The 25158-nt window shown below is 51.9% G+C and carries 26 protein-coding genes; 3 read left to right on the top strand and 23 right to left on the bottom strand.

The features are described 5' to 3' along the window. Nucleotides 1-496 precede the first annotated feature (496 nt). The 7 genes from LOS79_RS05220 to LOS79_RS05190 form a co-directional block, all read right to left on the bottom strand. On the bottom strand, nucleotides 497-682 hold the full coding sequence (locus tag LOS79_RS05220) for a transposase (protein ID WP_315416823.1): 186 nt from the start codon (nucleotides 680-682) through the stop codon (nucleotides 497-499). Nucleotides 683-761: 79 nt separating this feature from the next. Next, on the bottom strand, nucleotides 762-974 hold the full coding sequence (locus LOS79_RS05215; RefSeq protein ID WP_315416822.1) for a hypothetical protein: 213 nt from the start codon (nucleotides 972-974) through the stop codon (nucleotides 762-764). Between the two features lie 57 nt (nucleotides 975-1031). Next, entirely contained in the window at nucleotides 1032-1127 is a 96-nt protein-coding gene (locus LOS79_RS05210) for a transposase (protein WP_315416821.1), read from the bottom strand. A gap of 608 nt (nucleotides 1128-1735) precedes the next feature. After that, nucleotides 1736-2548, bottom strand: a complete 813-nt coding sequence (locus LOS79_RS05205) for an ABC transporter permease (protein WP_315416820.1) — start codon at nucleotides 2546-2548, stop codon at nucleotides 1736-1738. Then, nucleotides 2545-3576, bottom strand: a complete 1032-nt coding sequence (locus LOS79_RS05200) for an ATP-binding cassette domain-containing protein (protein ID WP_315422004.1) — start codon at nucleotides 3574-3576, stop codon at nucleotides 2545-2547. The genes LOS79_RS05205 and LOS79_RS05200 overlap by 4 nt, the downstream gene beginning before the upstream one ends. A 174-nt stretch (nucleotides 3577-3750) precedes the next feature. Further along, the gene (locus LOS79_RS05195) at nucleotides 3751-4275 is read right to left on the bottom strand and encodes a hypothetical protein (RefSeq protein WP_315416819.1); all 525 of its coding nucleotides are present in this window, start codon (nucleotides 4273-4275) and stop codon (nucleotides 3751-3753) included. Between the two features lie 102 nt (nucleotides 4276-4377). Further along, nucleotides 4378-5265, bottom strand: coding sequence for an AraC family transcriptional regulator (locus LOS79_RS05190; RefSeq protein WP_315416817.1), 888 nt, complete (start codon nucleotides 5263-5265; stop codon nucleotides 4378-4380). A gap of 229 nt (nucleotides 5266-5494) precedes the next feature. Between LOS79_RS05190 and LOS79_RS05185 the strand changes: the two genes are divergently transcribed. Beyond that, nucleotides 5495-6031 (top strand): CDP-alcohol phosphatidyltransferase family protein, encoded by a 537-nt coding sequence (locus tag LOS79_RS05185; protein ID WP_315416815.1) that lies wholly within the window; start codon nucleotides 5495-5497, stop codon nucleotides 6029-6031. Between the two features lie 23 nt (nucleotides 6032-6054). Here LOS79_RS05185 and LOS79_RS05180 read toward each other — a convergent pair whose 3' ends face one another. From LOS79_RS05180 to LOS79_RS05150, 7 genes are all read right to left on the bottom strand, one after another. After that, on the bottom strand, nucleotides 6055-6303 hold the full coding sequence (locus LOS79_RS05180; RefSeq protein WP_315416814.1) for a P-loop NTPase family protein: 249 nt from the start codon (nucleotides 6301-6303) through the stop codon (nucleotides 6055-6057). Nucleotides 6304-6369: 66 nt separating this feature from the next. Beyond that, the gene (locus LOS79_RS05175) at nucleotides 6370-7170 is read right to left on the bottom strand and encodes an N-acetylmuramoyl-L-alanine amidase family protein (RefSeq protein ID WP_315416812.1); all 801 of its coding nucleotides are present in this window, start codon (nucleotides 7168-7170) and stop codon (nucleotides 6370-6372) included. Nucleotides 7171-7403: 233 nt separating this feature from the next. Further along, nucleotides 7404-7733 carry a DMT family transporter gene (locus tag LOS79_RS05170; RefSeq protein ID WP_315416810.1) on the bottom strand — a complete coding sequence of 110 codons (330 nt, stop codon included), beginning with the start codon at nucleotides 7731-7733 and terminating at the stop codon, nucleotides 7404-7406. Between the two features lie 3 nt (nucleotides 7734-7736). Beyond that, on the bottom strand, nucleotides 7737-8060 hold the full coding sequence (locus LOS79_RS05165) for a DMT family transporter (RefSeq protein ID WP_315416808.1): 324 nt from the start codon (nucleotides 8058-8060) through the stop codon (nucleotides 7737-7739). 12 nt (nucleotides 8061-8072) lie between these two features. Then, nucleotides 8073-8606 (bottom strand): TetR/AcrR family transcriptional regulator, encoded by a 534-nt coding sequence (locus tag LOS79_RS05160; RefSeq protein WP_315416806.1) that lies wholly within the window; start codon nucleotides 8604-8606, stop codon nucleotides 8073-8075. 105 nt (nucleotides 8607-8711) lie between these two features. Then, complete coding sequence (locus tag LOS79_RS05155) at nucleotides 8712-9842, bottom strand: SGNH/GDSL hydrolase family protein (protein WP_315416804.1); 1131 nt, start codon at nucleotides 9840-9842, stop codon at nucleotides 8712-8714. After that, complete coding sequence (locus LOS79_RS05150; protein WP_315416802.1) at nucleotides 9839-10093, bottom strand: hypothetical protein; 255 nt, start codon at nucleotides 10091-10093, stop codon at nucleotides 9839-9841. The genes LOS79_RS05155 and LOS79_RS05150 overlap by 4 nt, the downstream gene beginning before the upstream one ends. 257 nt (nucleotides 10094-10350) lie before the next feature. Between LOS79_RS05150 and LOS79_RS05145 the strand changes: the two genes are divergently transcribed. Beyond that, entirely contained in the window at nucleotides 10351-12162 is a 1812-nt protein-coding gene (locus LOS79_RS05145) for an LTA synthase family protein (RefSeq protein ID WP_315416800.1), read from the top strand. 121 nt (nucleotides 12163-12283) lie between these two features. Here the strand turns inward: LOS79_RS05145 and LOS79_RS05140 are convergent, their stop codons facing one another. Both LOS79_RS05140 and LOS79_RS05135 read right to left on the bottom strand, forming a co-directional pair. Next, on the bottom strand, nucleotides 12284-13159 hold the full coding sequence (locus LOS79_RS05140) for an alpha/beta fold hydrolase (RefSeq protein WP_315416798.1): 876 nt from the start codon (nucleotides 13157-13159) through the stop codon (nucleotides 12284-12286). A 76-nt stretch (nucleotides 13160-13235) separates the two neighbouring features. After that, nucleotides 13236-14210 carry a helix-turn-helix transcriptional regulator gene (locus LOS79_RS05135; protein WP_315416796.1) on the bottom strand — a complete coding sequence of 325 codons (975 nt, stop codon included), beginning with the start codon at nucleotides 14208-14210 and terminating at the stop codon, nucleotides 13236-13238. Nucleotides 14211-14361: 151 nt separating this feature from the next. Here LOS79_RS05135 and LOS79_RS05130 point away from each other — a divergent pair, with 151 nt between their 5' ends. Beyond that, a complete protein-coding gene (locus tag LOS79_RS05130) occupies nucleotides 14362-15159 on the top strand; it encodes an alpha/beta fold hydrolase (protein WP_315416794.1) in 798 nt (265 codons plus the stop codon). A 31-nt stretch (nucleotides 15160-15190) separates the two neighbouring features. On the opposite strand, the gene LOS79_RS05125 is transcribed toward LOS79_RS05130, so the two are convergent. The 7 genes from LOS79_RS05125 to LOS79_RS05095 all read right to left on the bottom strand — a co-directional run bounded on the left by LOS79_RS05125 (nucleotide 15191) and on the right by LOS79_RS05095 (nucleotide 25155). After that, nucleotides 15191-16462 (bottom strand): extracellular solute-binding protein, encoded by a 1272-nt coding sequence (locus LOS79_RS05125; protein WP_315416793.1) that lies wholly within the window; start codon nucleotides 16460-16462, stop codon nucleotides 15191-15193. Between the two features lie 75 nt (nucleotides 16463-16537). Then, nucleotides 16538-18139 carry a response regulator gene (locus LOS79_RS05120; protein WP_315416791.1) on the bottom strand — a complete coding sequence of 534 codons (1602 nt, stop codon included), beginning with the start codon at nucleotides 18137-18139 and terminating at the stop codon, nucleotides 16538-16540. Nucleotide 18140: 1 nt separating this feature from the next. Continuing rightward, entirely contained in the window at nucleotides 18141-20012 is a 1872-nt protein-coding gene (locus LOS79_RS05115) for a cache domain-containing sensor histidine kinase (RefSeq protein ID WP_315416789.1), read from the bottom strand. A gap of 39 nt (nucleotides 20013-20051) precedes the next feature. Then, nucleotides 20052-20864: a carbohydrate ABC transporter permease gene (locus LOS79_RS05110; protein WP_315416787.1), complete on the bottom strand. Its 813-nt coding sequence runs from the start codon at nucleotides 20862-20864 to the stop codon at nucleotides 20052-20054. A gap of 13 nt (nucleotides 20865-20877) precedes the next feature. Next, complete coding sequence (locus tag LOS79_RS05105) at nucleotides 20878-21801, bottom strand: carbohydrate ABC transporter permease (RefSeq protein WP_315416785.1); 924 nt, start codon at nucleotides 21799-21801, stop codon at nucleotides 20878-20880. Nucleotides 21802-21894: 93 nt separating this feature from the next. Further along, a complete protein-coding gene (locus LOS79_RS05100) occupies nucleotides 21895-23208 on the bottom strand; it encodes an ABC transporter substrate-binding protein (RefSeq protein ID WP_315416782.1) in 1314 nt (437 codons plus the stop codon). Nucleotides 23209-23511: 303 nt separating this feature from the next. Continuing rightward, nucleotides 23512-25155: a 3-keto-alpha-glucoside-1,2-lyase-like domain-containing protein gene (locus tag LOS79_RS05095; protein ID WP_315416781.1), complete on the bottom strand. Its 1644-nt coding sequence runs from the start codon at nucleotides 25153-25155 to the stop codon at nucleotides 23512-23514. Nucleotides 25156-25158 lie beyond the last annotated feature (3 nt).

Genomic DNA, 25158 nt, shown 5'->3' with positions numbered 1-25158 from the left:
GACAATAGCGGCATTGTAATTGTATTTTGTGCAATTAAACGCAAGCGAAAAACCACATGTCTAGGGATAACTGTATTCAGTACAATTAAAAATAGGGAAATTATTCTTTCACAGCTAAGAAGCCATTTATAAGTGTACAAAGTGCAATTAAAAATATTCCTGCGCAGGAATGAAGCGTTATAGTTGTACAAAATACAGTTATAGCATGAGCGGTAGTCCCTTAGCATAGCACCTGTAACTTGCAATTCAACATTTGATCCGTCATTTCCTGCCAAAACAAACAGAAACGGCTGGGGCTGTCCCAAAAGTAGGTTACGCTCCTTCAGAGGGCAGCCCTCACAGAAGTTACTTAGGTAATGACGTTTCCAAATTTCATATCCACTCTCTAGGATTTCTTGCTTTCTTTGCGAAAATGCAGCGTTTGTCCGGCTGGGCATGTCCATGTATCATCAGCTTCGGTGTACGTCCAGTTCTCAATCTTTCCGATGTTTTCTTTCTACGCTCTACTCTTTTCTTTGTGGTAGCTGCCGTATTTCACTACCGACTGAATCTTTTCTTTTTCCAGATAGGCATAGTTTTCTTCACTACTATAACCTGCGTCCGCAATTACCGTTTGCGGGAGTTTCCCGAAGATCTGCCGCGACTTTTCCATGTGCGGCTGAAAGCAGCGGGTGTCGGTCATTCTTGGATGGAGGCTTTAGGCCAGAATAAACTGGTTTTCCGTTCCGATTTGTACATTGTAACCCGGTTTGAGTTGACCATTACGAATGTGGTTCTCCCTCAAACAATGCATGCACCTTTTCTTGCAGTTTGGCCTTATGCTTACTAACGGCTTTGCCCCACACCAAGGTATAGCGATTGGCGTTAGCCGCAAATTTGGTTCCGTCCACAAAGTAATGCTTCAGAGAAACGTATTTTTCGTCAGCCAAAAACTGAAGCAAGGCTGTAAATACCGTTTCAAGAACATCTTTCATTCGCTGGGAACGGAAGCGATTAAGGGTACGGAAGTCAGGTTGCTGCCGTCCGGACAGTCACATGAAGGGAACGCTCTCCCGTACCGCTTTGGCGATTTGGCGAGACGAATATATTCGCTGAGTGTATGCGTAGATAATGACTTTGGTGAGCATTTTTGGGTGGTAGCTGTCACGGCCGCCACCGGGATAGGCAGCGTCAAAGGGGGAATCGTCCAGCCGATTGACGGCTGCGTTAACGAGCGCGATCGAGATGATGTTCCGGAATGTCTTCTTCCGGATCCATCAGCAAGCAAAGTTGGTCCATGGTATATTGAAAGTACAAAGAAACTCCTCCTATGAGTTGAAATGGTTGGGTGGTACCTCCATTTTACTAAAGAGTGGTTTCTTTTTTTACATTTTTTAAAGATTGAGGATATGCGTTTACCGCTTAAACAGCGGAGAGGACGGAACGATTGTGGAAAAGCGGCAGCGGTCGCCTTTGTCCCCGGATTTTCACCGCTAAGGGGAATCAATAAAATCTGGGGACAACAGCGATTGGAACAACGGTCCGTTCGCGGAGCGTCCACCCAAGTGCCCATGTTGATGTTACTACAAAATAAAGAGCTGTCCCAAGCAGCCATTTCATGGCTTTTGGGACAGCCCCGTTTCAGCAAGAAATAGAAGGATAAGTTATGGTGTGAAACATATAAATTCTTATATTTGCACAAAAGACGCTAACCCGATGTATTTCTACATCCGTTAGCGTCTTTCAGTAATGCGGATTACGTACGGCGCATATATGCGCGCACCGTGATCGGAGCAAAGATGGCTACGATGACTGCGGCACCGATTAACGAGTAGACCAGATCGCTGCCGGCCGTTCCATTATTGATCAGCTCCCGTACCGCCGTAACCAGATGTGAAATCGGGTTGATATTGACGAACCACTGCAGCCAGTTCGGCATCGTATCCACCGGCACGAACGCATTCGAGAGAAAGGTTAGCGGGAACAGTACAATCATCGAAATCCCCTGTACGCTGGAAGCCGTGCGGGCAATGACGCCGAAGAAAGCGAAGATCCAACTGATTGCCCAGGAGCAGCCGATGACCAGAATGGCTGCCAGGGCAACATTCCCGAGGCCGCCTTCAGGCCGCAGGCCCATGATGTAACCCATCACGAAGGTCAGTACCGTTGCAATGGTATAGCGGATAGTGTCGGCGAGCAGCGCACCGGCCAGCGGCGCAATCCGGGCAATCGGCAGTGATTTGAACCGGTCAAACACGCCCTTTTCCATATCCTCCCGCAGCTGGACACCGGTAACGACAGAGGTTGTAATAACAGTCTGCACCAGAATTCCCGGGATGATGACCGGCAGATAGCTGGCTACGTCACCGGCAATCGCTCCGCCGAAGATATACGTGAACATTAAGGTGAAAATAATCGGCTGGAACGTGACATCGAATAATTGCTCCGGTGTACGCCGGATTTTGAGCAGGCCTCTGTAAGCCATCGTTAATGAATTGCGGACCGCCTGGCCGAAGGTTGTGCGGTTCTTCAATTTACGTTCTATGCCTGGTTTAATTACAGTACTCATGCAAGTACACTCTCCTTATTCTTTGCTCTGTCTGAAGCTAAACCTGCCTCATCCTTTACGCCATGCCCGGTAAGCGTGAGGAATACCTCATCCAGCGTCGGTTTCTGCACGCTCATCTCCAGCAGCGGAATCCCTGCTTCGCGGAGGGCAATCAGGAGATCGGTAACCCGGTCGACATTGCCCATCGGGGCGGTAATCTTCGCCGCCTCTGCCGATATATTAGAGCGTACCTGCAACACCTGCTCTACGAGTTGCCGGGCCTTGCCCATCTCGGCCGGATTCTGCACCTTCAGATGCAGCGAGGAATTGCCGACCGATGCCTTAAGTTCATCTACGGTCCCCTCAGCAACCACCTTACCGGTATCAATAACCGCAATCCGGTCGGCCAGCTGATCCGCCTCCTCAAGATATTGAGTTGTCAGTAGTACAGTTGAGCCTGTCTTCACCAGCCGGCGGATCGTGTCCCACATCTGATTACGCGTACGCGGGTCAAGCCCTGTTGTCGGCTCATCCAGGAAAATCAGCGGCGGCTGGCCGATCAGGCTGGCTGCCAGATCCAGGCGGCGGCGCATCCCGCCGGAGAAATTCTTAAGCGGACGTTTCGCTGCTTCACTAAGTCCGAATTCCTCCAGCAGCTCGGCGGCCTTGTTGCGTGCTTCCGCGCGTCCCAGGCCATGCAATCTGGAGAAGATAACCAGATTCTCTGTTGCGCTAAGTGACTCATCCACCGATGCATATTGTCCCGTTACCCCGATTAACTGACGCACGATCTGCGGTTCTTTTGCCACATCATGTCCGAAGATACGCGCCGAACCTGCGTCAGGCCGCAGTAAGGTGGCCAGCATGCGGATAACGGTTGTTTTTCCCGCTCCGTTCGGTCCGAGCACCCCATAGATCATTCCTGTACCCACCTTAAGATCTACACCATCCACTGCACGGTTACTGCCATACGTTTTGACCAGCCCTTGCGCTTCAATGGCGTAACTGCCCTTAGCTCCGGCGCCTTCCTTTTGCCCTGTCTGTCTCATCATTGATTCCTCCTAGACAACTGAATATAGATGCATGGTAACCGGGTTATTTAAACTGAATGTAAACCGGCCACAAGCTTCCTTTCCTATGCACTATTAAAACAAAAATCCGACCCAAAAGGATCGGACCGGAGGTGTACGCTTGCAGGCGGACAGCAAGGCTATTCTATTCAGTTAGTCGTATCCGCCTTCCGCTTCGGGCAGCGCCTGATATTCTGCCTTGGCCGCAACAATATCCCGGATATAATTCCGCAGCTCCAGGAGCTGCTTGGCATCATCCGTCATTTCACAGTATTCATCCGACCAGCTAAGCGTCCTGGTAATTCCGTCCGCTGTAATCTGCCACTGGTCTTCCTGAGACGGAGTTGCCGCACAATTCTGCTTCGAGGGCTTCAGTTCGAGCTCGCCCATAACATTCGCCGCCCGCATCCGCTCATAGATGCCGGCCAGATCCTCTTCGCTCAGGCTCAGGTTAGCCGTTGCTGTTCCGTTGACGATTAAATCTTTTACAACTGTATCATGGTACGTATTAATCTCATTCTTGGTTAACTCACCATAGCCGTAGCGGACGAGAAAATCGAAATCTGCCGGCATCTCTTCTGGCATGGCCTGCTGCTGCGGGATGCGCTCTGCTTCCTGATGCGGATTACAGCCGGCGGTCAGCAGCATGGCCAGCAGCAGTAAAGCTAATCTCTTCACATCAACCACCTCCGGAAGAACAGGTTCAGATGCCTGATGGCATCTATCTTATTAGGATAATCATACCAAAACAAGCATTTCAATCATATGAGGGGGTTGAAATTAGCGGCTGCGGGCAGGCATTTCCTGCACAGGAATCCATATCTCGCTTCTGTAGTCAGGCGCTGCCATGTCCTTGCTCTCATTCCAGAGAATTTCCGGTCCTTCTACCTGCTCATAGCGGGAGGAAGGGAACCACTCGGCGTAGATCCGGCCCCAGATATTCTGGAGTGTGTCCGGGAACGGCCCTACAGCTTCGAACACCGCCCATGTTGACGCAGGTACTTCAAGCCTAGCATACACCGGCGGACAATCCAGAGTTGTCGCAACTCCGATGTAGTGATCCAATTCCCCCTGCTCGGCCATCCGGCCTTCAGAGAAATTAACCGAAGCACTGATCATCCCTGCGGGATTCATATTGGACAGCCCCTTCAGCTCCGTAATGATCTCCAGCGTCAGGCTCTGCCACATCGCGGCAATCTCCGGGTTCACACCGTTAAATTGGATCGGCACTCTTTTCTTCAGCCCGATAATGCTGAATGCTGCTTTCTCTTCCATGCGGTAATTCATTTCATTTCCTCCTCTGATAGTTAACTGAAACGTCATTCGAGGAAAAGCTTTGAGCGGTGTCCCTGCGCTTCTGGCCTCTGAAGGTGTCACGCCATGCATCTGCTGAAATGCCTTGGTGAACGCATCAGGAGAGCTGTACCCTGCGTCCAGCGCAATATCAATGATCCGCTGCCGGCTGCCCTGCAGCTTGAATGCGGCCAGCGTAAGCCGTCTGCGGCGGATATATTCGGACAGCGGGATGCCGGCCAGAAAGGAGAACATCCGCGTAAAGTGGTATTCCGAGCACAGCGCCAGCCGCGCTGCTTCTTTCATATCCACTTCCGCCTCCAGCTGCTCTTCAATATAGCTTAGCGCTGCATTCATATGCTCAAGCAAATTCATCTCTCCTTCCCTTTCCTCTGGTTACAGATTAACATCCGGAGCCCGATCAGACCCGACAGTTCATGCACCGTATTGACGGGTGCCCCTCACCGCTGAGTGGAAATAGCCCGGCGGATTGCTGCAGGAAATACAGGGGTGATTTTATCATAGAAATGTTGTAGTTTGTGCAGGATTAACAGTCATTCAGGTAGTAGAATATGAGTATTACTGTTCACACTGACGGAGGTTCATGATGAAGCTTATACCCAATTCAATAACGCTCAGCCGGATCGGATTGACCCTGCTGCTGCTTGGGTTCGAGCCGCTGGGCCGGACCTATCTATGGATCTACATTCTGTGCGGTGTGAGCGATTGGCTGGATGGGCTGATTGCCAGAAGCACCGGAACCACAAGCAGCCTCGGCGCTAAGCTTGATTCCATTGCCGATATGACCCTGGTTACCGCCGCATTATATACCCTTTACCCGCACCTCGGACTCACAGCGGGCCTCATCCTGTGGATCATTCTCATCGCCGCCATCCGCGGAGCCTCTATCCTTACAGCTCTGTACAAATTCAGAACCTATGGCAGCATCCATACCTACGGCAACAAGCTTGCCGGCCTTCTGCTGTTCATCACACCTATTCTGCTGCCTCAGGTGAACAACAGCCTGTGGACCTCCATCGTATGTGCCGTTGCTACCTTGTCTGCAGTAGAGGAATGGCTTATCCTTGCAAGCTCAAGCGAGCTGCAGCTGGACCGGAAAGGGCTGTTCAGCAGGAAATAACGGCTTGCTGCCGAACAGCCCGATCACATAGCTCGTCCTCTACCGGCGAAGCTCCTCAGCAATTCCTTGACCTGCCTCCGGCTGGTCAGAATGATCACTTGCTGATGCGCAGCAGCCTGCTGCAGTCTGCCGAGCGTAATCATGCAGCTGCGTAACTTATAGTTCCAGACCCACTTCACGAAAGCCCAATCCAGCTTCTCCGGGCAGCCTTCGTTCATATCAGGTCTTGCCGTGTTGCGGTACATCAGGCGGCGCTTCACAATCCGGTACATGCAGAGCAGCCGGGGCAGATCCAGGAAAATAATAACATCCGCCCGATCCCAGAATCATTATCCTGTTCATGATTCCTCCCTCTGTGCAGGTGAAGCTGCCGGCTTCTCCCCGCGCTCAAGTATGCTGCAATATTCCTTAATTCCATCTACAATCGCTTCTGCCACCGCGTCCTGAAAGCTATAAGTCCACATCTTTGCTTCATCTCCCGGATTCGTCAGATAGCCCAGTTCAAGCAGTGCGGACGGCATTTCTGTATCCCGCAGAACGTAGAAGTTCTCTGTCTTCACTCCGCGGTCCTTAAGGCCTGTAGCCTGAATAACATGTCTATGTATAGTTTCGGCAAAAGCCTGTGAATCTTCATGATAATAAAAAGTCTCCGTGCCTGAAGCTGATTCATCCTCATAAGTGTTGCCATGGATTGAGATGAATAAATCAGCCGGCAGAGTATTGGCAAATTCCGGACGGAACAGCTCATGGGATGATATGAATTCATCTCCGGTCCGGGTAAGCTCAAGCTGAATCTGCGGATCTTGCGCCAGCTTCGCCGCAACCGCCAGTGATATGCTGAGGTTGAATTCCTTCTCGAACCGTCCGCTCACCGAAGTAGCCCCCGGATCTTCACCGCCATGCCCCGGGTCGATCACCACCTTGTAGATTGTTCCGGATGTTGCTTTGCTGTCAGCAGCTTCGCTTGCCCTGTCAGGTTCACGGGCTACTGAATCTGCAGCTGGCGCCGCTGCTATACTTAGCTTGGGCTCTGCGCTGTTCCCGCCTGAATCATTACTGCTGCCGCTGCTGCATGCCGCAAACGGCAGCAGTACCAGCAGACTAAGCAAGCCCGCAGTTAATTTATGCCTTTTCCACATTCCTGTCTCTCCTTCTTACCTGCAACATATTTATTACTGAAGCTGCATGCTGATGCGCTCACCTCCCATTTCCATTTCAGCATACCCCCGGGTTGCTAGGCAAGGCCCAAATCTGTTAATTGCCCTCCATGGTGCCTGATAAACAGAAAAATGCTGATTCAAAGTCACAATTATGACTTCAAATCAGCATTTTTCTACATTTACATTGCCAGTCCGCCTGGCAATTCCTTATGTCATGCCTGCGACGGCTTGGAGGAATTCAGCAGCACCAGCCCTCCGATGATGATAAGCAGACTGATGCCGGTAAGCAGGTTGAAGGGATCGTTCCAGACCAGAATACCGATCAGTGCAGTCAGAGCTGTACCGGCCCCCGACCAGATGGCATACGCCAGGCTTAACGGAATCGTCCGGAGACTAATGGATAAGCTGTAAAAAGCCACTCCCATCCCAATCACTACACCGATGGACGGCAGCACATTACTGAATCCGTCAGAAAGCTTAAGCATCGTGGTTCCGCAGATTTCCGAGATAATAGCAATGGCCAGCGCCAGATAACTTTTCATAATTTACACCCCCGTTGACAGCTTCAGGAGTACTACACCGCCGATAACGAGGAGCAGTCCTGCTATTTTTTTGACATTCAAACCTTCTTTATAGACCACAACACCGACAAGTGCCGTTAAAGCCGTGCCTACCCCCGACCAGATGGCATACGCCGTGCCGAGCGGAATTTCTTTGAGGGCCAGGGACAGGCAATAGAATGCCAGCCCCATGCCTGCAACAACAGCGATGGAAGGTGCCGCCCGCTTGAAGCCGTTCGATGCCTTAAGCATAGAGCTGCCAAAGACTTCACTCAAGATTGCAATGGCTAATAATACAAATGGATTCAATTCAGCAGCCTCCTATTTAAGCATATCCTGCAGTTTACTGATGACTTTACCACGCATGTCCTCTCCGATCTCCCCGATTCCGAACACCTCTGACAACCATAAGCCGTCCGCCGCCAGCCGGACAATCGAGGACAGCACGGGATCCACCCCGTCATTCTCTATGTTCCGCTGCCAGAACGCGTAGTGCTCCCTAAGCTCCTCCAGCAGATCCTTGTTGCTGAACAGTGCAGCATTCAGCGCTACATTCATACCCAGCCCTTCCTGGTTTCCTTCAGCAGTGGACTCGAGATAGGCCCGGCTCCACTTGCCCTTCTCCTGTGAATCGCTGTCAACCCGGGTCTGAACATCCGTAACGAAGTCATTCGTGATGCCTGACACCATACTTTGTATTAAAGCTTCCTTATTCGGAAAATGGTGCAGCAGCCCGCCCTTGCTCACCCCTGCCTCGGCGGCAACCGCCTCCAGAGTAAGCTTCTCGATCCCGTTATGCTTCACAACACTTGAAGCTGCGGCCAGGATCAGGCCGCGTTTGGAATTCCGGTTCAATGTGATCACCTCTGTATTTACTATACCGTCCAGACGGTTTTAAAGTCAACTCTAACCGGATAGCAAATAACGCCCGTCAGTTGACGGGCGTTATTTCGGGCCAGCTCACAGAAGCTGACGGATATAGCCGATTAATACATCCGCGGCCTGCTGATGGGCCGGTAATCCCGGATGGCTTCTGGCACCGGTGGTTTCCTCCGTCATAGCAGGAAGCTCCAGCACGGATACCTTCTTGTCACCTGATGAGCTGCGGTAAGCCTGAACAGCCCGCTCAATGGCCGGCAGCAGCGGAGCACCTGCCATCCCGTAAGCCCAGAGAATATGAGCCTCCTTGTTGCACTGCCTTAGCTTGGCAAGGAACCTTATAACGGCATCTTCAAAGGCTGCCAAATCTTCTTCATTATAACTGCCGTCTGCATTCAGCCGCTGTTTATAGCTCTGTCCGGTATCGGGATTGCGCCATTCCGGGTTATGGAAGGCACCGTCATCATTCGTGCCGAGGTTAACGACGACCACCTCCGGCTGCCAGGAGGCGAAGTCATTGTCCAGCTGTGCTCCCAGCATTTCATTGTGCGGACCACTGAGCAAACCGCAGACCTGCCCGTAAATGCCGGGAATATTGTGCTGCGGGTTATTATCCCAGCTCGTGAGCACCCCCCAGCCGCTCTGTGAGATTACCCGGTACTCAGCTTCTAATGCCTCAGCAGTCAATGCAGTATAATTATGTACTGAACTGAACCAAGCCGGTATCCAGTCCGCTTCCTGCTTAGCTCCAATGGCGCCCTCCCCGGAGGTGATGCTGTCGCCGATGAACTCCAGCCGGTAAGGCTTGGCCTCAACAGGCAGGAATTCGCCGTCTGTCCTGACCGCATGGAACTGCAGATAGCAGCCAGGATCGCCGCTCATTGCCTGGACCTCTTTTACAATACGGATATTCTTCACGGTGTCCCGGCTCATTCCTCTAAATACAGGAATCCAGTGCCTGCCTGCATTAAGCATCTGCCTGCTTACCTGAACAGAGTTGATCAAGATGCTGATCCATGACTCATACTCGTCATAACCGGACTCCACTTCAATCCACAGACCCGAAGCCTGGACATTCAGCTCCACTGCACTTCCGGTCCAGAATAAAGTTACCGGAGACTGGATTCCGGAAGTCCGTCCATGAAGCTTCAGATGCCCCTTCGCCGCAAGCTCAGCCAAAGTCACAGAATTTAAATGGGGATCTCTGCTCATCTCAGGCCATCCGCTCTGCTGGTAATAGTGAAGCTGCGGACCTTCATCCACTTGCCGCCGACCCACTCGTCGATCGTCCCGTTCTTCGTCCGGATACAAAATTTATGTGCCGTTCCCCGGTCAAAACCAGTTGCCTCGTACAACAGGTCATCCCCCTGCTGGCCTTTGAAATACACCTGCTTCAATCCCAGCCGGTTAAGCAGCTCCTGCTTCACACTATCGGTATACTGCCGTGAAAATTGCTTTGACATCTGTTTTCCTCCTGTGCCTGATTATAATCTTACTGCATGCCGCTTCTTTGAGAATAACGTAAAAACGGAGGATTTACATCTGTATTCCGGGAATTTCATCATCTTTTTTGTAAACTCGCAACCTCAAATCTAGTTGATTTTAAGCGCTTGCTTGTAATAGAATGGATGAATTAAACCGCAAAGGATGCGTATAGGTAATGCCGCTTAACCCGTCTAGGACATTAAGTAAGAAATCTATTCTATTTTTCTCGCTGATTATGCTCGTCAAAAGCTATTTCGCCTGGTACTATCTCTTCGAGGATGGCCCCACCTGGACCACCTGGCTGAAGGAAATCCCGTTTATGCTGCTGCTGTTCTGTATGATCGAATGGTTCGCCACGAAACGGAAAATCGCCATTTACATGCTGGTCAATCTCTTAATTTCTGTGCTGTTCTTCTCGCTCATTGTCTATCATAATCACTTCGGTATTATTGCAACCTCCCAGGTGTTTGGCCAGGTCAAGCAGGTCGGAGCCGTCAAGAAGAGTATTTTTGCTGTTGTGCATCCGGAATATATCCTATTCTTCATTGATATCATCATCATCGGACTGATTATGCTGAGCCGCAAGAAAGCTGTCGCCTGGAAGAAATCGATGGCCCGCCGCAGCAACCGCAAGGCCGTTGCCGTCCTCTTCTGCATCTCACTAGTGATTTGCATGATGAACATCTTCCCCAACCAGGCCAGCATGAATGAGAACGTCAAGGCCGAGCAGATGGGCATTCTCAATTATGAAGCCTATAACCTGATTGCTGAGGAAGAGGAAGAACCGATGGATTCCGCAGAGATTACACAATCGGCGATTGATGAGATCAAAGGTATTCATTCCCAGACAGCTCCGCTGTTATACGGTGCTGCCCGCGGGAAGAATCTGATTGTGCTGCAAATGGAATCCTTCCAGAATTTCCTGATCCACCTGACCGTGGACGGGCAGGAAATTACACCGAACATGAATAAGCTGGCCGACAGCAGCTTCTACTTCCCGCGTTTCTATCAACAGGTCGGACAAGGAAATACCTCTGACGCCGAATTCATCGTGAACACCTCATTCTATGTTCCGCCGGACGGACCGGCTACCGAGATGTATGCGCCCAAGGAGCTGCCAAGTCTGCCGAAGCTGCTGCAGGCACAGGGGTACGATACGGCGACCTTCCACACGAATGAAGTGGATTTCTGGAACCGCGGGGAGCTATACAGCGCCCTCGGGTTTGACCGCTATTATGACAAAGCCTTCTTCACAGAAGAAGATACTGTATTCTACGGGGCATCTGATGAAGTCCTCTATGCCAAGACTTCGGCTGAGCTGGCCCGGATGGATCAGGCTGACCGCCCGTTCTATTCCCATGTGATCTCGATGTCTTCACATAATCCGTTCACCATTCCGGAATCCAAATACAAGATGATCTTGCCGGAACGCTTCGAAGGAACGCTCGTCGGGGATTATATCCGGGCCCAGAATTATGCCGACTATGCCCTGGGACAGTTCATCGCTGAGCTAAAAGCAAATGGTGTCTGGGACAACAGCCTGGTTGCACTTTACGGGGACCACCGGGGATTGCCGATCTTCTCCCTGAAGGATGAGGATAAGACTTTACTTGCCGAGATTCTCGGCCATGAATATTCCGAAACAGATCTTATTAATATCCCGCTCGTCATATCCGGCACCGGAATTACGGAACCAGGCGTAATGGAACAGCTCGGCGGTCAGGTTGATATACTGCCGACCGTCTCCAATCTGCTTGGCGTCTCTTTAACGGATCATCTCCATTTCGGCCAGGATCTGCTGAATCAGACCGCATATAACCTGCTGCCGCAGCGTTATTACCTGCCGACCGGCTCGTTCGTCAACAACGAGGAGCTGTTCATGTCCGGCAGCGGATTCGATGACGGCCAGCATTCCACCTTATCGGGGGACGGCCGCCAGACGCTCCAGGCCACAGAGGATGAATTCAACCGGGCGCTGGAGCTGCTGCGCATGTCGGACAGCTATGTGACGCAATTGCCGGACCGCGAGGCTGAGACAGCAGAGTAATTTCTGCCAACAAGTCGCGGCAATAAGCAGTAGACGAAAAGCCCGGGTGCCGGAGAATCATCTCCGCTATCCGGGCTTCTTTTTTACAAGTTACCTACCGTTATGCTGCACTTAAATCTACCTAGAGCTGCTCTGCCAGGAAGTCCTTGACCGCCTGACCTGCCTGTTGCGGAAGCTGCATCCAGACATAGGCATGGATAGAGCCGGGAATCCGCTTAATTTCAGAGCTGTTCACCATTGCCGCGAAGCTGTCCAGACTGCTGCGGACCGCCGGATTGTTCCATTCGTCTTCACTCGGCAGGAATAAGACCGGGCATGTAAGCCGCTGATAATAATCTTCGAACGCCAGCTCCCAATACTGCTCGATATACTCATTTCTCACATGATTCCGGTAACAATAGGTATAGCTTCCGTCCGGCAGCGGCTGCAGGCTGTGCTCATAAAATGCTGAGAAATATTCATTCCACAGCCCTTCTGCGGTCAGTTCTGCCCGCATTTCAGCGATGTATTCTTCAGCTTCAGCAAACACGCGCTCTTCCCGCTCTGCCAGCTCCCCGCGAATCTCTGCTTGTCTCCGTTCAATGTCCTCCGCGTTGCCCTGAAAAATTCCGTACTCCCCGAATTCATTATGAAGCGCACCTTCACAGACAAGTGATTTTACCAGCCCCGGATGAGCCGCCGCCAGGCTGAGCCCGACCTCAGCCCCCATGGAGCTGCCGACGACATGACATTCCCGGATGCCGAGCTGTTGCAGCAGCAGATGCACATCTTCCGCCATCTCATCGATATGATAGCCGGCCTGCGGTTTATCGGACCTCCCGTGTCCGCGCAGATCGGGGGCAATCACACTGAACTCCTGCTGAAACTGCGGCAGTATTCCCTCCCACATATGCAGATTTCCGCCGCTGAAATGAAGGAAAAGGACAACCGGCTTACCGTTAAAAGAATACTTTACATTCAGTGCGAGCCGCCCTGTCGATATATGTTCTTCAATCACTATTCATGCCTCCAGCTTATGTATGATCCATCAGAGGCAATTTTACCAGAAATGAATGTAATTCTCACGGAGTTATTTAATAGTGCGACTTTTTTATAGGTCTAATATACTTCCAGCACTTTGCCGGATCATGATGAAAGTAAATTACTCTGCCGGGGGAAGTATCCATGCAATAGGCAGTATCTGCAAAGTCGAATGCTGCCATTGTCTGTTCCATTTTTTCCTCCACACTGCGATTTTCCTGCTCATAGTCGAAGGGCCCATGCTCAAAAACAATATACTCAGCTTCGGGAACATCTATCATAAGCATTTGCGGCGGGATCTCACCACAATAATCAGAAGGAAGACGAACACCAAAACACTCTGTACGCGGAATCCCCCAATCGCAGAGTCTGCCGGCAGGGTCATTAATATATGCCATAATCTGACCACTGCCGCTGTTAGATTCGCTTCCGCCGCTGTCATCCAGTTTGCCCTTGATACTATCAAGTAGGCCGCAAACGGTTTCGCAGTCCTGCCCCGGGATAAGGCTCTGTTTTTTCCAAAAATCCCAATACCCGTTACTTTCATAATTTTTTATGTGCAAAAATTTATGTGCGGGCATCGTTACAAAATAAATTTTAATATCCTCTGCAGATTTCATCATACCAATCTCTCCAAATCCGAAAAAGTAGCGGTCGAACGGGGTTATTTTGGTACGGAGGACGACTGGCACAGGCTTTTTCCGGTATTCGCTTGGAGTTACACCAAAGGTTCCCTTGAAAGCTCTGGTAAATGCTTCATGTGATGAAAAACCATAATCAAAAGCAATATCCAAAATACTTTTTCCCCGGTCCCGTACCTCTTTTAATGCAAAGGCTAATTTTCTGTTCCGTAAATAATCCCTGAATTGCATACCTGAGATTTCCTTGAATTTTCTCGTTGTATGAAATTCGGAATAACCTAACCTGCGGGAAAGCAACCGCAGCGTTATGGCTTCACTGTTACGATTAATAATACACTCGTCAATTTCATCAACGATTACCTGGATTTGTCTGTGCCACTCATACATTGATTTGCCCACCTCATTTCAACCGCTCTATAGCCATTATGTAGGATTGGAATTCGCAATACTTGATTTGACTTGCGGGAAAGCCATAGATGACAGGCACCTATCCCGCTTCCCCGTCATACACAGGTAGAAAAGAAGGGCGGAATGCGGGATGGGGAACATTAGAAATGAAGGAGACCGGGCGGTCTTTCTGGCTGCCGTCTGCGGACAGACTTATGCGCAATTCGATCATGCGGATGGATCATTTGTTGTGCCGCAGGGCTACTCCGTTGTGCAGAGCTTCCAGGCGAAATCTATGGGCGGTATCCGGGAGCCGTTCGGATTTATTCTGGAATCGCCGCAGGATATTATCATTGCCTGGCGCGGGAGCAGCTCGGTCAACAATTGGCTCTCCAATATGAATGCTGCGCAGATTAAATTCAAATACGTCAAGGAAGACTGCCTTACGCACAGAGGCTTCACCGATATCTATTCGTCGGCACGGGATGAAATCCTCGCAGCACTCGGTTCATTATCACCTGACAAACCGCTATACGTTACAGGCCACAGTCTCGGCGGGGCACTCGCAACCCTGTGTGCGCTGGATACCGCCGTGAATTCTGCTCACAAGTCCCCCCGGCTGTATACCTACGGCTCTCCGCGTGCCGGTGACCCGGCGTTCGCCAAAGCCTTCAGCCAGTATGTCCGCAGCAGCTTCCGGTATGCCAATCTTTTTGACCCTGCGACCTATGTTCCGCCCACCATCTACAAGCTGCCGCGGCAAGAGAAGAAGTATTACTACACCCATGTCCAGACGTTATATTCCTTGTCTTTCCAGAACGGGACAGTTGAACTGAATCATGCGCTCAGAAGCTATTTCGCTGTGCTGTCAAGGGACCGGCCCGAATACACGAAAGCCTTATGTAAGGAGAATCCCGGCTTCTGCCCGGTGCCTGAATTAACCGTTTGACCCCCTGATTCCCCGGAGCCGTGCCCGCCTGTCAATTGGCCAAAATCTGATTAAGACTCTGCTCAAGCGTCTTCAGCCCCGCTTCCGGCGGAATCCGGCTGCGGATAATATTCTGCAGCTCCTCAGACATTGCGGTGAACAGCGCCGCGTATTTATCCGTTTGAGGGGCATACTTCACCTGATCCCTGGCCTGGATGAACAGTCTGCGGTAAGGCAGCCCGCGGTATTCTTCGCTCCCTGCAATCTTCAGACTTGCCGGGACATGCCCCGCTTCCCCCCAGATGCTGCCCCCGGTCTCCAGGAAATAACTCATGAAATCCATGGCCGCTTCCTGCTCCTCACCGCTGACGTAAGCTGGAATAACCAGTGTATGGGAGCTTCCCCAGTGCGCCGCGCTGCCAAAGATCGGCGGAAGAGGTACAATTCCGATATCGAGCGCCTCGTTGTCCAGATGATGCCCGGCTTCCCATACTCCGCCAAACCACAGGCCCGCCTGGCCGTTATAGAAAGAATCCCATGGCGTATTATCCTCCAGAGTACTTAGTCCCTCTTCAAATAGCTGCTGGTAGAAGCTCAGCACCTGAACCGACTTCTCGTTATATATTGCTGCTTGGTTCATATCCGGACTGAATAGTTCACCGCCAGCCTCATAATACAGATCCAGGAAGGATTCCTGGAAGTACGGGGTATTAACGGCCATAGGCTGGACTCCCGGTACCCGCGCAGCGATCTGCCGCAGCATTGCAATGAACGCTTCGGGAGTGTCCTCTTTGAGCATTGGCGTGCCTCCGGGGGTTAACACCCCGGCCCTGGCCAAAATATCCTTGTTGTAATAGAGCATATGAAAATGCGTATCCAGCGGTACCGCATAATATTGTCCGTTGTAGCTGACGCTCTGCAGGTTCTGTTCAGCGATTCCGCTCCACTGGAATCCCCGCTCTTCCCCCAGCTTATTCAGCGGTACGATTTGCTTAGCCTTCACAAACGGTGACAAGCGGTCTGCATGGACTACAGCTACATCCGGCCCTTTGCCGAAGGACAAGGCTGTACTGAGTCTGGCATAATATTCATTAGACTCCAGTCTGAGCTGCTTCACAAATACTCCGCTCTGGGCAGCATTATAATTCCGGATGATCCGCTCAACATATTCTCCTTCGCCGCCTCCGAACGGATTCCAGAAGGATAATTCGACCGGTGCTGAAGTCTCAGGGCGGCTTTCTTCACCGGCAGTGAAGTCCGCACAGCCCGGCAGCAGGGCCAGACTCAGCAGCAGAACAGGCAGCATGAGCCACCATTTTTTCATTTTTCTTTTCACCTCCCCGGCCCATCTCCATCCGGCTAAAATTTGCAAGCGCTTGCATTAACTTCCACTCTAGCTTTATCTTTCGCTCTTCTTGACCAGCCCGCGATATTCCGACGGAGATACGCCGGTGATCTTCTTGAATACCTTAGAGAAATATTTCGGGTCCTGAATGCCGACCAGGCTGCCGACATCACCGGCTTTCAGTTCTCCGGTCAGCAGCGTCTTGGCTTTCTCAATCCGGATGCGGGTCAGATACTCCAGGAAGCTCTCACCGACCTCTTTCCTGAACAGGTTAGCGAAATAATTCTTGCTTAAGTGCACAAGCCGGCTGATGGACCGCAGTGTAATTTCCTGATGGTAATACTGCTGAATGTACTGTGTGGCCTTGATAATACTGTTCCGGTCGCTGTTATACATCTCTTTCATATGCCGGGCCAGCTCATCGAATGCCTGCAAGAACCATGTCTGGCTCTCTTCAAGCGTCTCGAGCATAGCCAGCTCGTCGAAGTATTGCTTCTTCAGCTCCAGGACCTGCTCAGCATCCCTCGATACATCCGGCCATAGGGTCGTCAGGATCATCAGCAGCTCAAGGGTAATAATCTGCACAAGCTCTGTATCCCGGCGCACAGCCAGCTGTCCGAACAGCTGGTTCAGATAGTCTGTCAGCTCCTTGGTCTGGAAGGCGTACACCATAGACTGAATCTCGCGGCTGCTGATCTGCAGCACGGAGGACGAAGATGTCCGTGCCTTCAGCTCCTCGCTTCCGTGTATCAGAACACAGCCGTTTCCTGTGAACAGCTTCTGTCTGACCGCGTCCACTGCTTGGATATAGGCATTGCCCACTCCGGCCCACTGCCCGGTCACACCGCTGATTCCGATCGTCGCAATCCAGCCGTAACCGCTGGCTAAATGCTGAATCAGCTCTTCACTGCGGCTGCGGAGCAGCCCTGTTCCCGCTGAAGCCGCAGACTGAGCTGCGGGTTCTCCGGTCAAGATGATGTTGAGATTGCCTTGCCTGTCGGGAAACATTTCATAACCGGAGGCCTCACTTCCCCAAATATCATCCAGCAGCTTGCAGATCACTGTCGATCCCGCTCCATATCCCGGTTGTGCCCCGCTGCTGAAGCTGACATGCAGCAGATAGTGTGGCCGGCGGCCAGCGAGCCCCGCCTGTGCAAGCCTGCTTTCGTCAACCGCTCCCTGAACCGGCCCCCGTTCAATCAGCCCGGTCAAGAAATTCTCTTTATGCACCGGCTCCTGTGTCGCAGCAGAAGCACGAACCGGCGCCTGCCGCTGCACTCCCTCCAGCCCTTCCTTCAGCTTCAGCAGCGCCAGCTCGAAGTCACGCGGCATCATATCCGACTTAATCATATATTCGGAGACACTATGCCGGATCGCTTCCTTGGCATACTGGAAATCTTCGAGGTTGCTGAGGATAATAATCTTTATATCCTGTGAAAGCTTGCGCACTTCGGCAATCAGCTCGATCCCGTCCATTACAGGCATTTTGATATCCGTAATCAGGATATCAGGCAGTCCTCCTGTCATGAGCTCCAGTGCTTCCCTGCCGTTTGAGGCTTCACCGCTCACCTCCAGCCCGATAGCTTCCCAATTAATCATGGACCGGATTCCATATCTCACTATAAATTCATCTTCTACGATTATAACCCGGTGCATATCAGCGGCTCCCCCTTATGCTTATGTCATCTGTTATGAGCGGCAGCTTAATCCGGATGGCTGTTCCTGCACCCAGCTCGCTGCGGATCTCGATACCGTACATTTTTCCGCAAATCAGCTTGATCCGCTCATCTACATTGGCCAGCCCTATGCCTCCTAATTTGTCCTCATCCGCTGCTTTCCCTGTAAGCAGACTGCTGACAAGTGCAGCATCCATCCCCTTGCCGTTATCCGCCACTTCGAACCAGACGAGATTGCCCGGCGCTTTACTGCAGGATATGCGGATGCTGCCGCCGGATTCCATATCCCCGAAGGCATGCATCATTGCGTTCTCCACAATCGGCTGCAGAATCAGCTTGGGCGTCCGCAGATGGCGGACTTCTTCGTCCAGTTCAACAAAGGTCTCAATATTGAAGTTGAAGCGGAATTTCTGAATACCCAGGTAACATTGCACATGCTCGATCTCCTCTTCCACTGTAACCGTCTCTTCCCCTTTACCGAGACTGATCCGCAGCAGACGTGATAACAGGCTGACCATCTCTGCTGCATTGTTGGCCTTTTGAATTAGAGCCGTCCATTTAATAATATCCAGGGTGTTATAGAGAAAATGCGGATTGATCTGCGCCTGCAATGCCTTCAGCTCAGCCATCCGTTTCTGGTCCTGCTCCAGATAGACCGCTTTCAAAAGCTCGTCGATCCGCTCTACCATAGAGTTGAAATTATCGCCGAGAATATCTATTTCGTCATGCCGGCTTTTGGCTTTGTAGCGGACACTGAGCTCACCGGACATCACCTGCCGCATCAGCCGGATCATTTTCAGAATCGGATTCGTAATGGAGTTAGCCAGCACCAGTGCGGCAATAACCGAGAAGACTATGCAGAGCAGCCCGACGAAGATAAAAATCTGCAGCAGGCGGTTCGAATCCTGGTACAGCGCAGCCTTGGAAATGACATTCACCACCACCCAGTCATTGGTGTGGAGCTTCTTGGCATTCACAATCAGGCTGTCGCCCTTGTAGACAAGCGGAAACCTCGTTTCCTCCAGGCCGGAATGAACAAGCTGCTCATAACCGCTTTGGCCCAGCACCTCCGTTACGCTTCGGCCGATCAGTCCGCTGTCCGGATACGACACCAGATTGCCGCTGCCGTCCATCACGAAGCTTTGCAGATCCCGGTTATTGCTGACCGCTTTCGAGACCAACTCTTTAATCACATCCTCGCGGATATCAAGCACAGCTACAATCCCCAGGGGACTGTCATCGGATATTTTATAGAGCTGCTTGGCAACTGAGAAAACATGGGTGCTCTGGGAGTTCAGACTGTCTACATAAGTCCCGTAACGGGTCGGATACCAGCGGAAATTACTGCCGCCGTCAAGGGTCTGCAGGAAGGGCTCCACCTCGGCAGGCGTGCGCGGGTTCCAGCGGTAGATGCCTTTGATATAATGCTGCGCGGAGACGAAGGAGATGGACTGCACATCCTGATTAATCGCCACAATGGTGGACAGCTTCGTTGTCAGTGACAGGCTATCCACATCATAACTGGCTTGCTCCGCCCGATCAAGGTTCCGCAGCATGCCTACAATCTCATTGTTGTTAAGCACCTGCATCATCATGTCCTTGTAAATACCGAGCCGGGTATCCAGATTATCGGCAGTCTGATACAGCAGATGCTCGGAGTATTCGGTGACTTTATGATTGATCGTCGATTTCGAGATCGAAAATGAAATAATCCCCATGACCACCAGCGGTGTCAAGGAGAAGAGAACGAGAAGCAGCATCCACTTATAGCGCATGCTGCTCTTCATGATTTTGATCCAGGATATGAAGCGGAGCCGCAAGGGTCCGGCGTGATTCTCAGGTGATCTGTGCATGCCTTATATCCTTTCCCGTTGTAGAATCTTAGCAGAACGTCAGCCCTTGACGCCGGACATCGCCACGCCCTGCACAATATGCCGCTGCAGCAGTATAAACACAATAATCGTCGGAATCGCCGCAATTGCGCTGGCCGTCATGATCAGATTGAGCGACATGTTATTATTCGACAAAAAGGTCGGCAGCCCTGCCGAAAGAATCATATTCTCCTCCGAGGTAATGGCCAGATAAGGCCACAGGAAGTTGTTCCAGGAGAGGATAAAAAAGAAGATTCCCACAGATACCATCGCTGAGCGTGTCAGCGGCAGACAGATGCTCCACCATAACCGGAAGCTGCGGCTCCCGTCAATCTGTGCGGCTTCCATATAATCCTTGGGCACGCCGTCCATGAACTGCTTCAGCAGCAGGATACCGATCGGATTCGTCAGTCCCGGCAGGACAATCGCCCAGATGTTATCAATCAGCTGCAGATGCAGCGCCGTCTCATAGAGCGGAATGAGAATCGCTTCTGTCGGAATCAGCAGGCCCGAAACGATCAGGACATAGAAGATTCCCCGGGTCCGGAACGGGAGCTTCGAGAACGAGAAGGCCGCCAGCGAGCTGAGCAGCAGCGAGATTACAGTCGTCAGTAGGCCGATAATCAGGCTGTTCCACGTCCAGTGCAGAATCTGCGAATCCCGGATGACCTTCACATAGTTATCGGTATTCAGATCGGACCAGTTGACCCAATCAGCCAGCGTATATACATTCACACCGTCAGGCTTCAGCGAGGTGAGGAACATCCAGATCAGCGGGAAAATAAACAGCAGCGCAAGCAGAACAGCAGCGGTATTTAGAGCAAGCTTTTTCATGAATATCTCCCCCCTATCCGTCTTTCCGGTCGGTAATTTTGAATTGAACCACAGCGATCAGCAGCATGATGAAGCAGAAAACAATCGACTGCGCAGCCGCCAGGCCGAACATGTCTTTCTTGAACCCCGTGACGTAAATATAGCGGATCATCGTATTCGTGGAATCGCCCGGCCCGCCGCCGGTCATAATCTGCACTTGTCCGAACAGCTTCAGGCAATTGATAATCTGATAAAAGATCTGAATCTTGATTACGCTTGACAGCCCGGGTAAAGTAATGTTCCAGAAGCGCTGCCAGGCGCCTGCCCCGTCAATGGTCGCTGCTTCATAGTGATCCGTTGGAATCTCCTGCAGTCCGGCAAGAAACAGCACCATTACAAATCCGACGCTCCACCAGTCTGTCGCAATCGTAATCGCCCACCAGACGAACTTATGATCCGTAAGCCAGTTAATGTCGGCCTGGATGCCCAGCAGATGCAAGGCTGCATTCACCGGACCATTCTTGGCATCGAGCATCCGCAGCCAGATGAAGCTGACTACAGAGACCGACAGCACATACGGCAGGAAAAAAACGGAGCGGATCACGGTCCGCAGCCAAATTCTCTGATTGATGATCAGTGCCAGCACCAGTCCAAGCACCAGTACGGTCGGCGCACACAGCAGCACGAAGTAGAACGAATTCCATAGATACGAGTAGAAATCGGGATTTTTCAATATTTTCGCATAATTGGCTAAGGCAACGTATTTCTGCATGCCCTGAATGCCCCACACATGCAGGCTCATCCAGGCTCCGCGGATCACCGGCCACAGATAGAACAAGATAAACGGCACCAGAAACGGCACCAGATACAGAATCGCTTTCAGTTCCTTCAGTATGTGTACAGGCTCTGCCCTGCGCAGAGGCGCAGCCGCCTTATTCTCTCTTAAAGTCCGCTCCATACTTCATTCTCTCCTTCATTCAAAAAGTTGCCCTGACGCAGAAGATAATCCCCCGCCCGCAGGCGGGAGGTTATCCTTATGTTGGCCGGGGAGCTAATTCTCCAGCACTTCGTTGATCTGTTTCTCCAGCTTCGCCAGTCCGTCTGCCGGAGAGTCACTACCGAAGATGATGTTCTGCAGCTCCTCAGAGATTGTCGTAATGATCGTTGTATACTTATCTGTCGGCGGAGCAAATTTCACCGTCTTCTGCGCTTCAATGAACTCACTGCGGTAAGGCAGGCTCTTGAAGGCATCGCTGCTTGTTACTTTGCTGTTCGCAGGCACATGTCCCGCCTGGCCCCAGATTTCCCCGCCCACTTCAGAGAAATACTTCATGAACCTGGCAGCAGCCAACTGCTTCTCAGGAGTTACATAAGAAGGGATGACCAGCGTATGGGAGCTGCCCCAATGCGTCTCACTGCCAAAGATCGGAGGCAGCGGCATCGCGCCGATATGCAGCGACTCATCCCCGAGCAGCAGGCCCGCTTCCCATACACCGCCGAACCAGAAGGCCGCTTTGCCGTTATGGAATGTATCCCATGGGGTTTTATCATTCAGATCGGCATATTTGTTGTTGAAGACGTCCATATAGAAGTTCAGGACATCCAGCGCCTGCGGATTGTTGATGCTTGCTTTGGTCAGATCCGAATTCAGGATATCACCGCCGGCTTCATAATAGAGATTGAGGAAGGGTTCCTGGAAATACGGGGTATTGATCGCCATTGCCTGGACATCCGGCACCTTCGCCTGAACCTCGGCCAGCGTCTGCTCGAAGCCTGCCGGTGTCATATCACCGAGCTTAGGTGTGCCGTCTTCATTCAGCAGATCTGCCTTTTGCAGAATATCCTTGTTGTAATAGAACATATGGAAGTGGGTATCGAGCGGAACAGCGTAAGGCTTACCGTCATAGGACACGCTCTGGATATTGGAATCCGAAATTTCCTTCAGGTCAAACCCGGCCTTGGTGGCCAGCTCATCCACCGGCACAATCTGCTGCGCCTTCACGAACGGTGAGATCCGCTCAACGTGGGCTACAGCCACATCCGGTCCTTTGGAGGATGACAACGCAGTGCTGAGCTTGGCATAATATTCATTGGATTCCAGACGCAGCTGCTTCACCGTTACTTCGTGCTGGGAGTCATTGAAATTCTTAATAATCTGGTCTACGAATTCCCCTTCCCCGCCGCCGAACATATTCCAGAACGAAATCTCCACCGGACTGCTGCTGCCTGCCGCATTCTCTGTCTTCGCCGGTTCATTCGCCGCCTTGGCCGGCTCTCCATTCTCTTTGTTTCCGGAGGTGCAGCCCGGCAGAATCAGGGCCAGAGCCAGCCCGGCCGACAGTATACCTGTGTACTTCTTATTCATTCTCATTTGAACAACCCTCTCGTCTGTAAAGTTTGTGTCCGAAAGTCCTTTAACCTCTTCATGTAAGGGCTTTCTTACCACTAACTTTACAGGGAATGCCCCTAAGCTTGAACCGACAAACCGCCGCTACTTGGAGAACAAATGACAGGTGTTAAATGTGCAGGGAACCCGGGAAGGTAGACGATGTTACGGAGGGTTGAGGATGTTACGGAGGATTTCTGCCGGCCCATTTGCGGAAGCAGGCCATCTGGAATGATGACGCATGCAGCAAAAAGAGCCCCGAAGGGCTCCAGAACCAGCAGATTAGTTCACCGCAATATTATCAAAGCTGACGCTGTTATTAAACCCGCCGCGCACACCGATCGTGCCGGAGGTATACACTGCATCGTTCAAATTTATCTTAGGCACGGACATATCGCCGACGTAGACCTTAATATTGCCGCTGCTGACAACGACCTTCATATGGTACCAGGTGTTTACCGCTATCGGGGTTGCCACAGTCTGCAGCGCGGTCCAGTTGTTATTGAATCGTCCCAGCCAGACTTCCCCGGCGGAATCAATGCCTGCGGCGTAGCCCTTCTGCGAATCAGCACCTGTGCCTGGACCCGTCAGGTTAAAGACGAGACTGCCCTGGCCGGCATTATTCAGCCGGATATCGCCTTCCAGCGTAAAGTTCATTTTGGAAGGATACGGGGTGAGCACAGATTTATCCGCATTGGCCGAATTCACGTTGTAGGTTCCGCCGCTGACCGCCCATGTTCCCCCGTAACGGACCCAGCCGTTGTCATTCGCAGCAAAATCATTGCTGTACGAGCCGCTCAGCGTACCGAACCGGGCCTGGACATTATGTCCGCCGGCGCTCCGCTCGACAGAATCCACGAAGGCGATCTCATTCGCTCCGGTCTGGTACATCGCCGTCCACCATGAATTCCCGAAAGCCGGAAGATCATTATCCACCCAGGTATTTCCGTAATCGTTGCTTAAGGACAATACATTGGAGTTAGAGCTGAGCAGCAGCCGGCCATCACTCAGGGAGAGGAGATATGGACCTCCCTGCTGATTGGTTGATACCTGGGTGCCGATGCCGCTGGACCAGGTTTTGCCGTCAGTGCTTTTCTTGGTGAAAATTCTGCAGTTCTGCGTCCCGCACACCTCAAAGGCAACAATGTACTGGCCGTTCGCCATCCTGCTCCAGACCGGCATCCCCGGACGCGCTCCGGCGTTCGACGGGTCCCAGGCCACATAAATCTCATTCCCCCAGCTGGCGCCGCCGTTCGTGGAGATTTTCTCAGAGATGATCTGGCTGTACGACGGGTTCTCGGTCACATGCTTCTCGCTGGCATACATTACAGCTACAGAGCCGTCTGCCAGCAGCTGCATATGTGGCTCATATACCCCTTTATCCGGGTTGCCCAGCGCGCCTGCCGCCCCGTTGTTCTCGTCGATTGTACTAAGGAAGCTCCAGTCCAGGCCTCCGTTTACACTCTTGTACACCCGGAGCTTGTACGACTCCTGCCAGCGGACTGAGCGCATGGCGAGCAGAATATCACCATTCGCCAGCTGCACGAACTGCCCGTTGTCCAGATCGCGCCCGTCCTCCCACAGCGTAGACATGAGCGACCAGGTGCGGCAGTTATCGGTACTGCGGAAGACCTGCAGCCGGGTGCCTCCCCACGGGACCTTGGTGTAGCCGTTGTTATCGTAAATGGCTGTGACCGCCAGCCAATCCCCGTTCGCCAGCTTGATCATCCGCGCGTATTCTGCCCCGAACGTTCCGGGCCGCAGCCCGCGGGCATCGGTCCCGGCATCCGTGAAGGTGTTAATATTGGTGATTGTGGATGTGGCTCCCCACACCACGGGTCCATTCGCCGCCAAAGCGGGAACAGCGGTAAGCACCAGCAGGAGACATAGGAAAGCAGACAGTGAGGTGAACAATTTTTTAAGCAAATA

It is taken from the genome of Paenibacillus sp. MMS20-IR301 (assembly GCF_032302195.1).
Lineage (GTDB): Bacteria > Bacillota > Bacilli > Paenibacillales > Paenibacillaceae > Paenibacillus_AQ.
This window is presented reverse-complemented; position numbering and strand designations above follow the sequence as displayed.

Bases quoted from the DNA above. Each gene is read 5' to 3' on its own strand.
- LOS79_RS05135 (WP_315416796.1), bottom strand. From the start codon at position 14,210: ATGTATGAGTGGCACAGACAAATCCAGGTAATCGTTGATGAAATTGAC.
- LOS79_RS05210 (WP_315416821.1), bottom strand. From the start codon at position 1,127: ATGCTCACCAAAGTCATTATCTACGCATACACTCAGCGAATATATTCG.
- LOS79_RS05155 (WP_315416804.1), bottom strand. From the start codon at position 9,842: ATGAGCAGAGATCCCCATTTAAATTCTGTGACTTTGGCTGAGCTTGCG.
- LOS79_RS05185 (WP_315416815.1), top strand. From the start codon at position 5,495: ATGATGAAGCTTATACCCAATTCAATAACGCTCAGCCGGATCGGATTG.
- LOS79_RS05150 (WP_315416802.1), bottom strand. From the start codon at position 10,093: ATGTCAAAGCAATTTTCACGGCAGTATACCGATAGTGTGAAGCAGGAG.
- LOS79_RS05100 (WP_315416782.1), bottom strand. From the start codon at position 23,208: ATGAATAAGAAGTACACAGGTATACTGTCGGCCGGGCTGGCTCTGGCC.
- LOS79_RS05105 (WP_315416785.1), bottom strand. From the start codon at position 21,801: ATGGAGCGGACTTTAAGAGAGAATAAGGCGGCTGCGCCTCTGCGCAGG.
- LOS79_RS05175 (WP_315416812.1), bottom strand. From the start codon at position 7,170: ATGTGGAAAAGGCATAAATTAACTGCGGGCTTGCTTAGTCTGCTGGTA.
- LOS79_RS05110 (WP_315416787.1), bottom strand. From the start codon at position 20,864: ATGAAAAAGCTTGCTCTAAATACCGCTGCTGTTCTGCTTGCGCTGCTG.
- LOS79_RS05145 (WP_315416800.1), top strand. From the start codon at position 10,351: ATGCTCGTCAAAAGCTATTTCGCCTGGTACTATCTCTTCGAGGATGGC.
- LOS79_RS05215 (WP_315416822.1), bottom strand. From the start codon at position 974: ATGAAAGATGTTCTTGAAACGGTATTTACAGCCTTGCTTCAGTTTTTG.
- LOS79_RS05115 (WP_315416789.1), bottom strand. From the start codon at position 20,012: ATGCACAGATCACCTGAGAATCACGCCGGACCCTTGCGGCTCCGCTTC.
- LOS79_RS05200 (WP_315422004.1), bottom strand. From the start codon at position 3,576: ATGAGACAGACAGGGCAAAAGGAAGGCGCCGGAGCTAAGGGCAGTTAC.
- LOS79_RS05125 (WP_315416793.1), bottom strand. From the start codon at position 16,462: ATGAAAAAATGGTGGCTCATGCTGCCTGTTCTGCTGCTGAGTCTGGCC.
- LOS79_RS05220 (WP_315416823.1), bottom strand. From the start codon at position 682: ATGACCGACACCCGCTGCTTTCAGCCGCACATGGAAAAGTCGCGGCAG.
- LOS79_RS05120 (WP_315416791.1), bottom strand. From the start codon at position 18,139: ATGCACCGGGTTATAATCGTAGAAGATGAATTTATAGTGAGATATGGA.
- LOS79_RS05205 (WP_315416820.1), bottom strand. From the start codon at position 2,548: ATGAGTACTGTAATTAAACCAGGCATAGAACGTAAATTGAAGAACCGC.
- LOS79_RS05180 (WP_315416814.1), bottom strand. From the start codon at position 6,303: ATGTACCGGATTGTGAAGCGCCGCCTGATGTACCGCAACACGGCAAGA.
- LOS79_RS05190 (WP_315416817.1), bottom strand. From the start codon at position 5,265: ATGAATTTGCTTGAGCATATGAATGCAGCGCTAAGCTATATTGAAGAG.
- LOS79_RS05130 (WP_315416794.1), top strand. From the start codon at position 14,362: ATGGGGAACATTAGAAATGAAGGAGACCGGGCGGTCTTTCTGGCTGCC.
- LOS79_RS05170 (WP_315416810.1), bottom strand. From the start codon at position 7,733: ATGAAAAGTTATCTGGCGCTGGCCATTGCTATTATCTCGGAAATCTGC.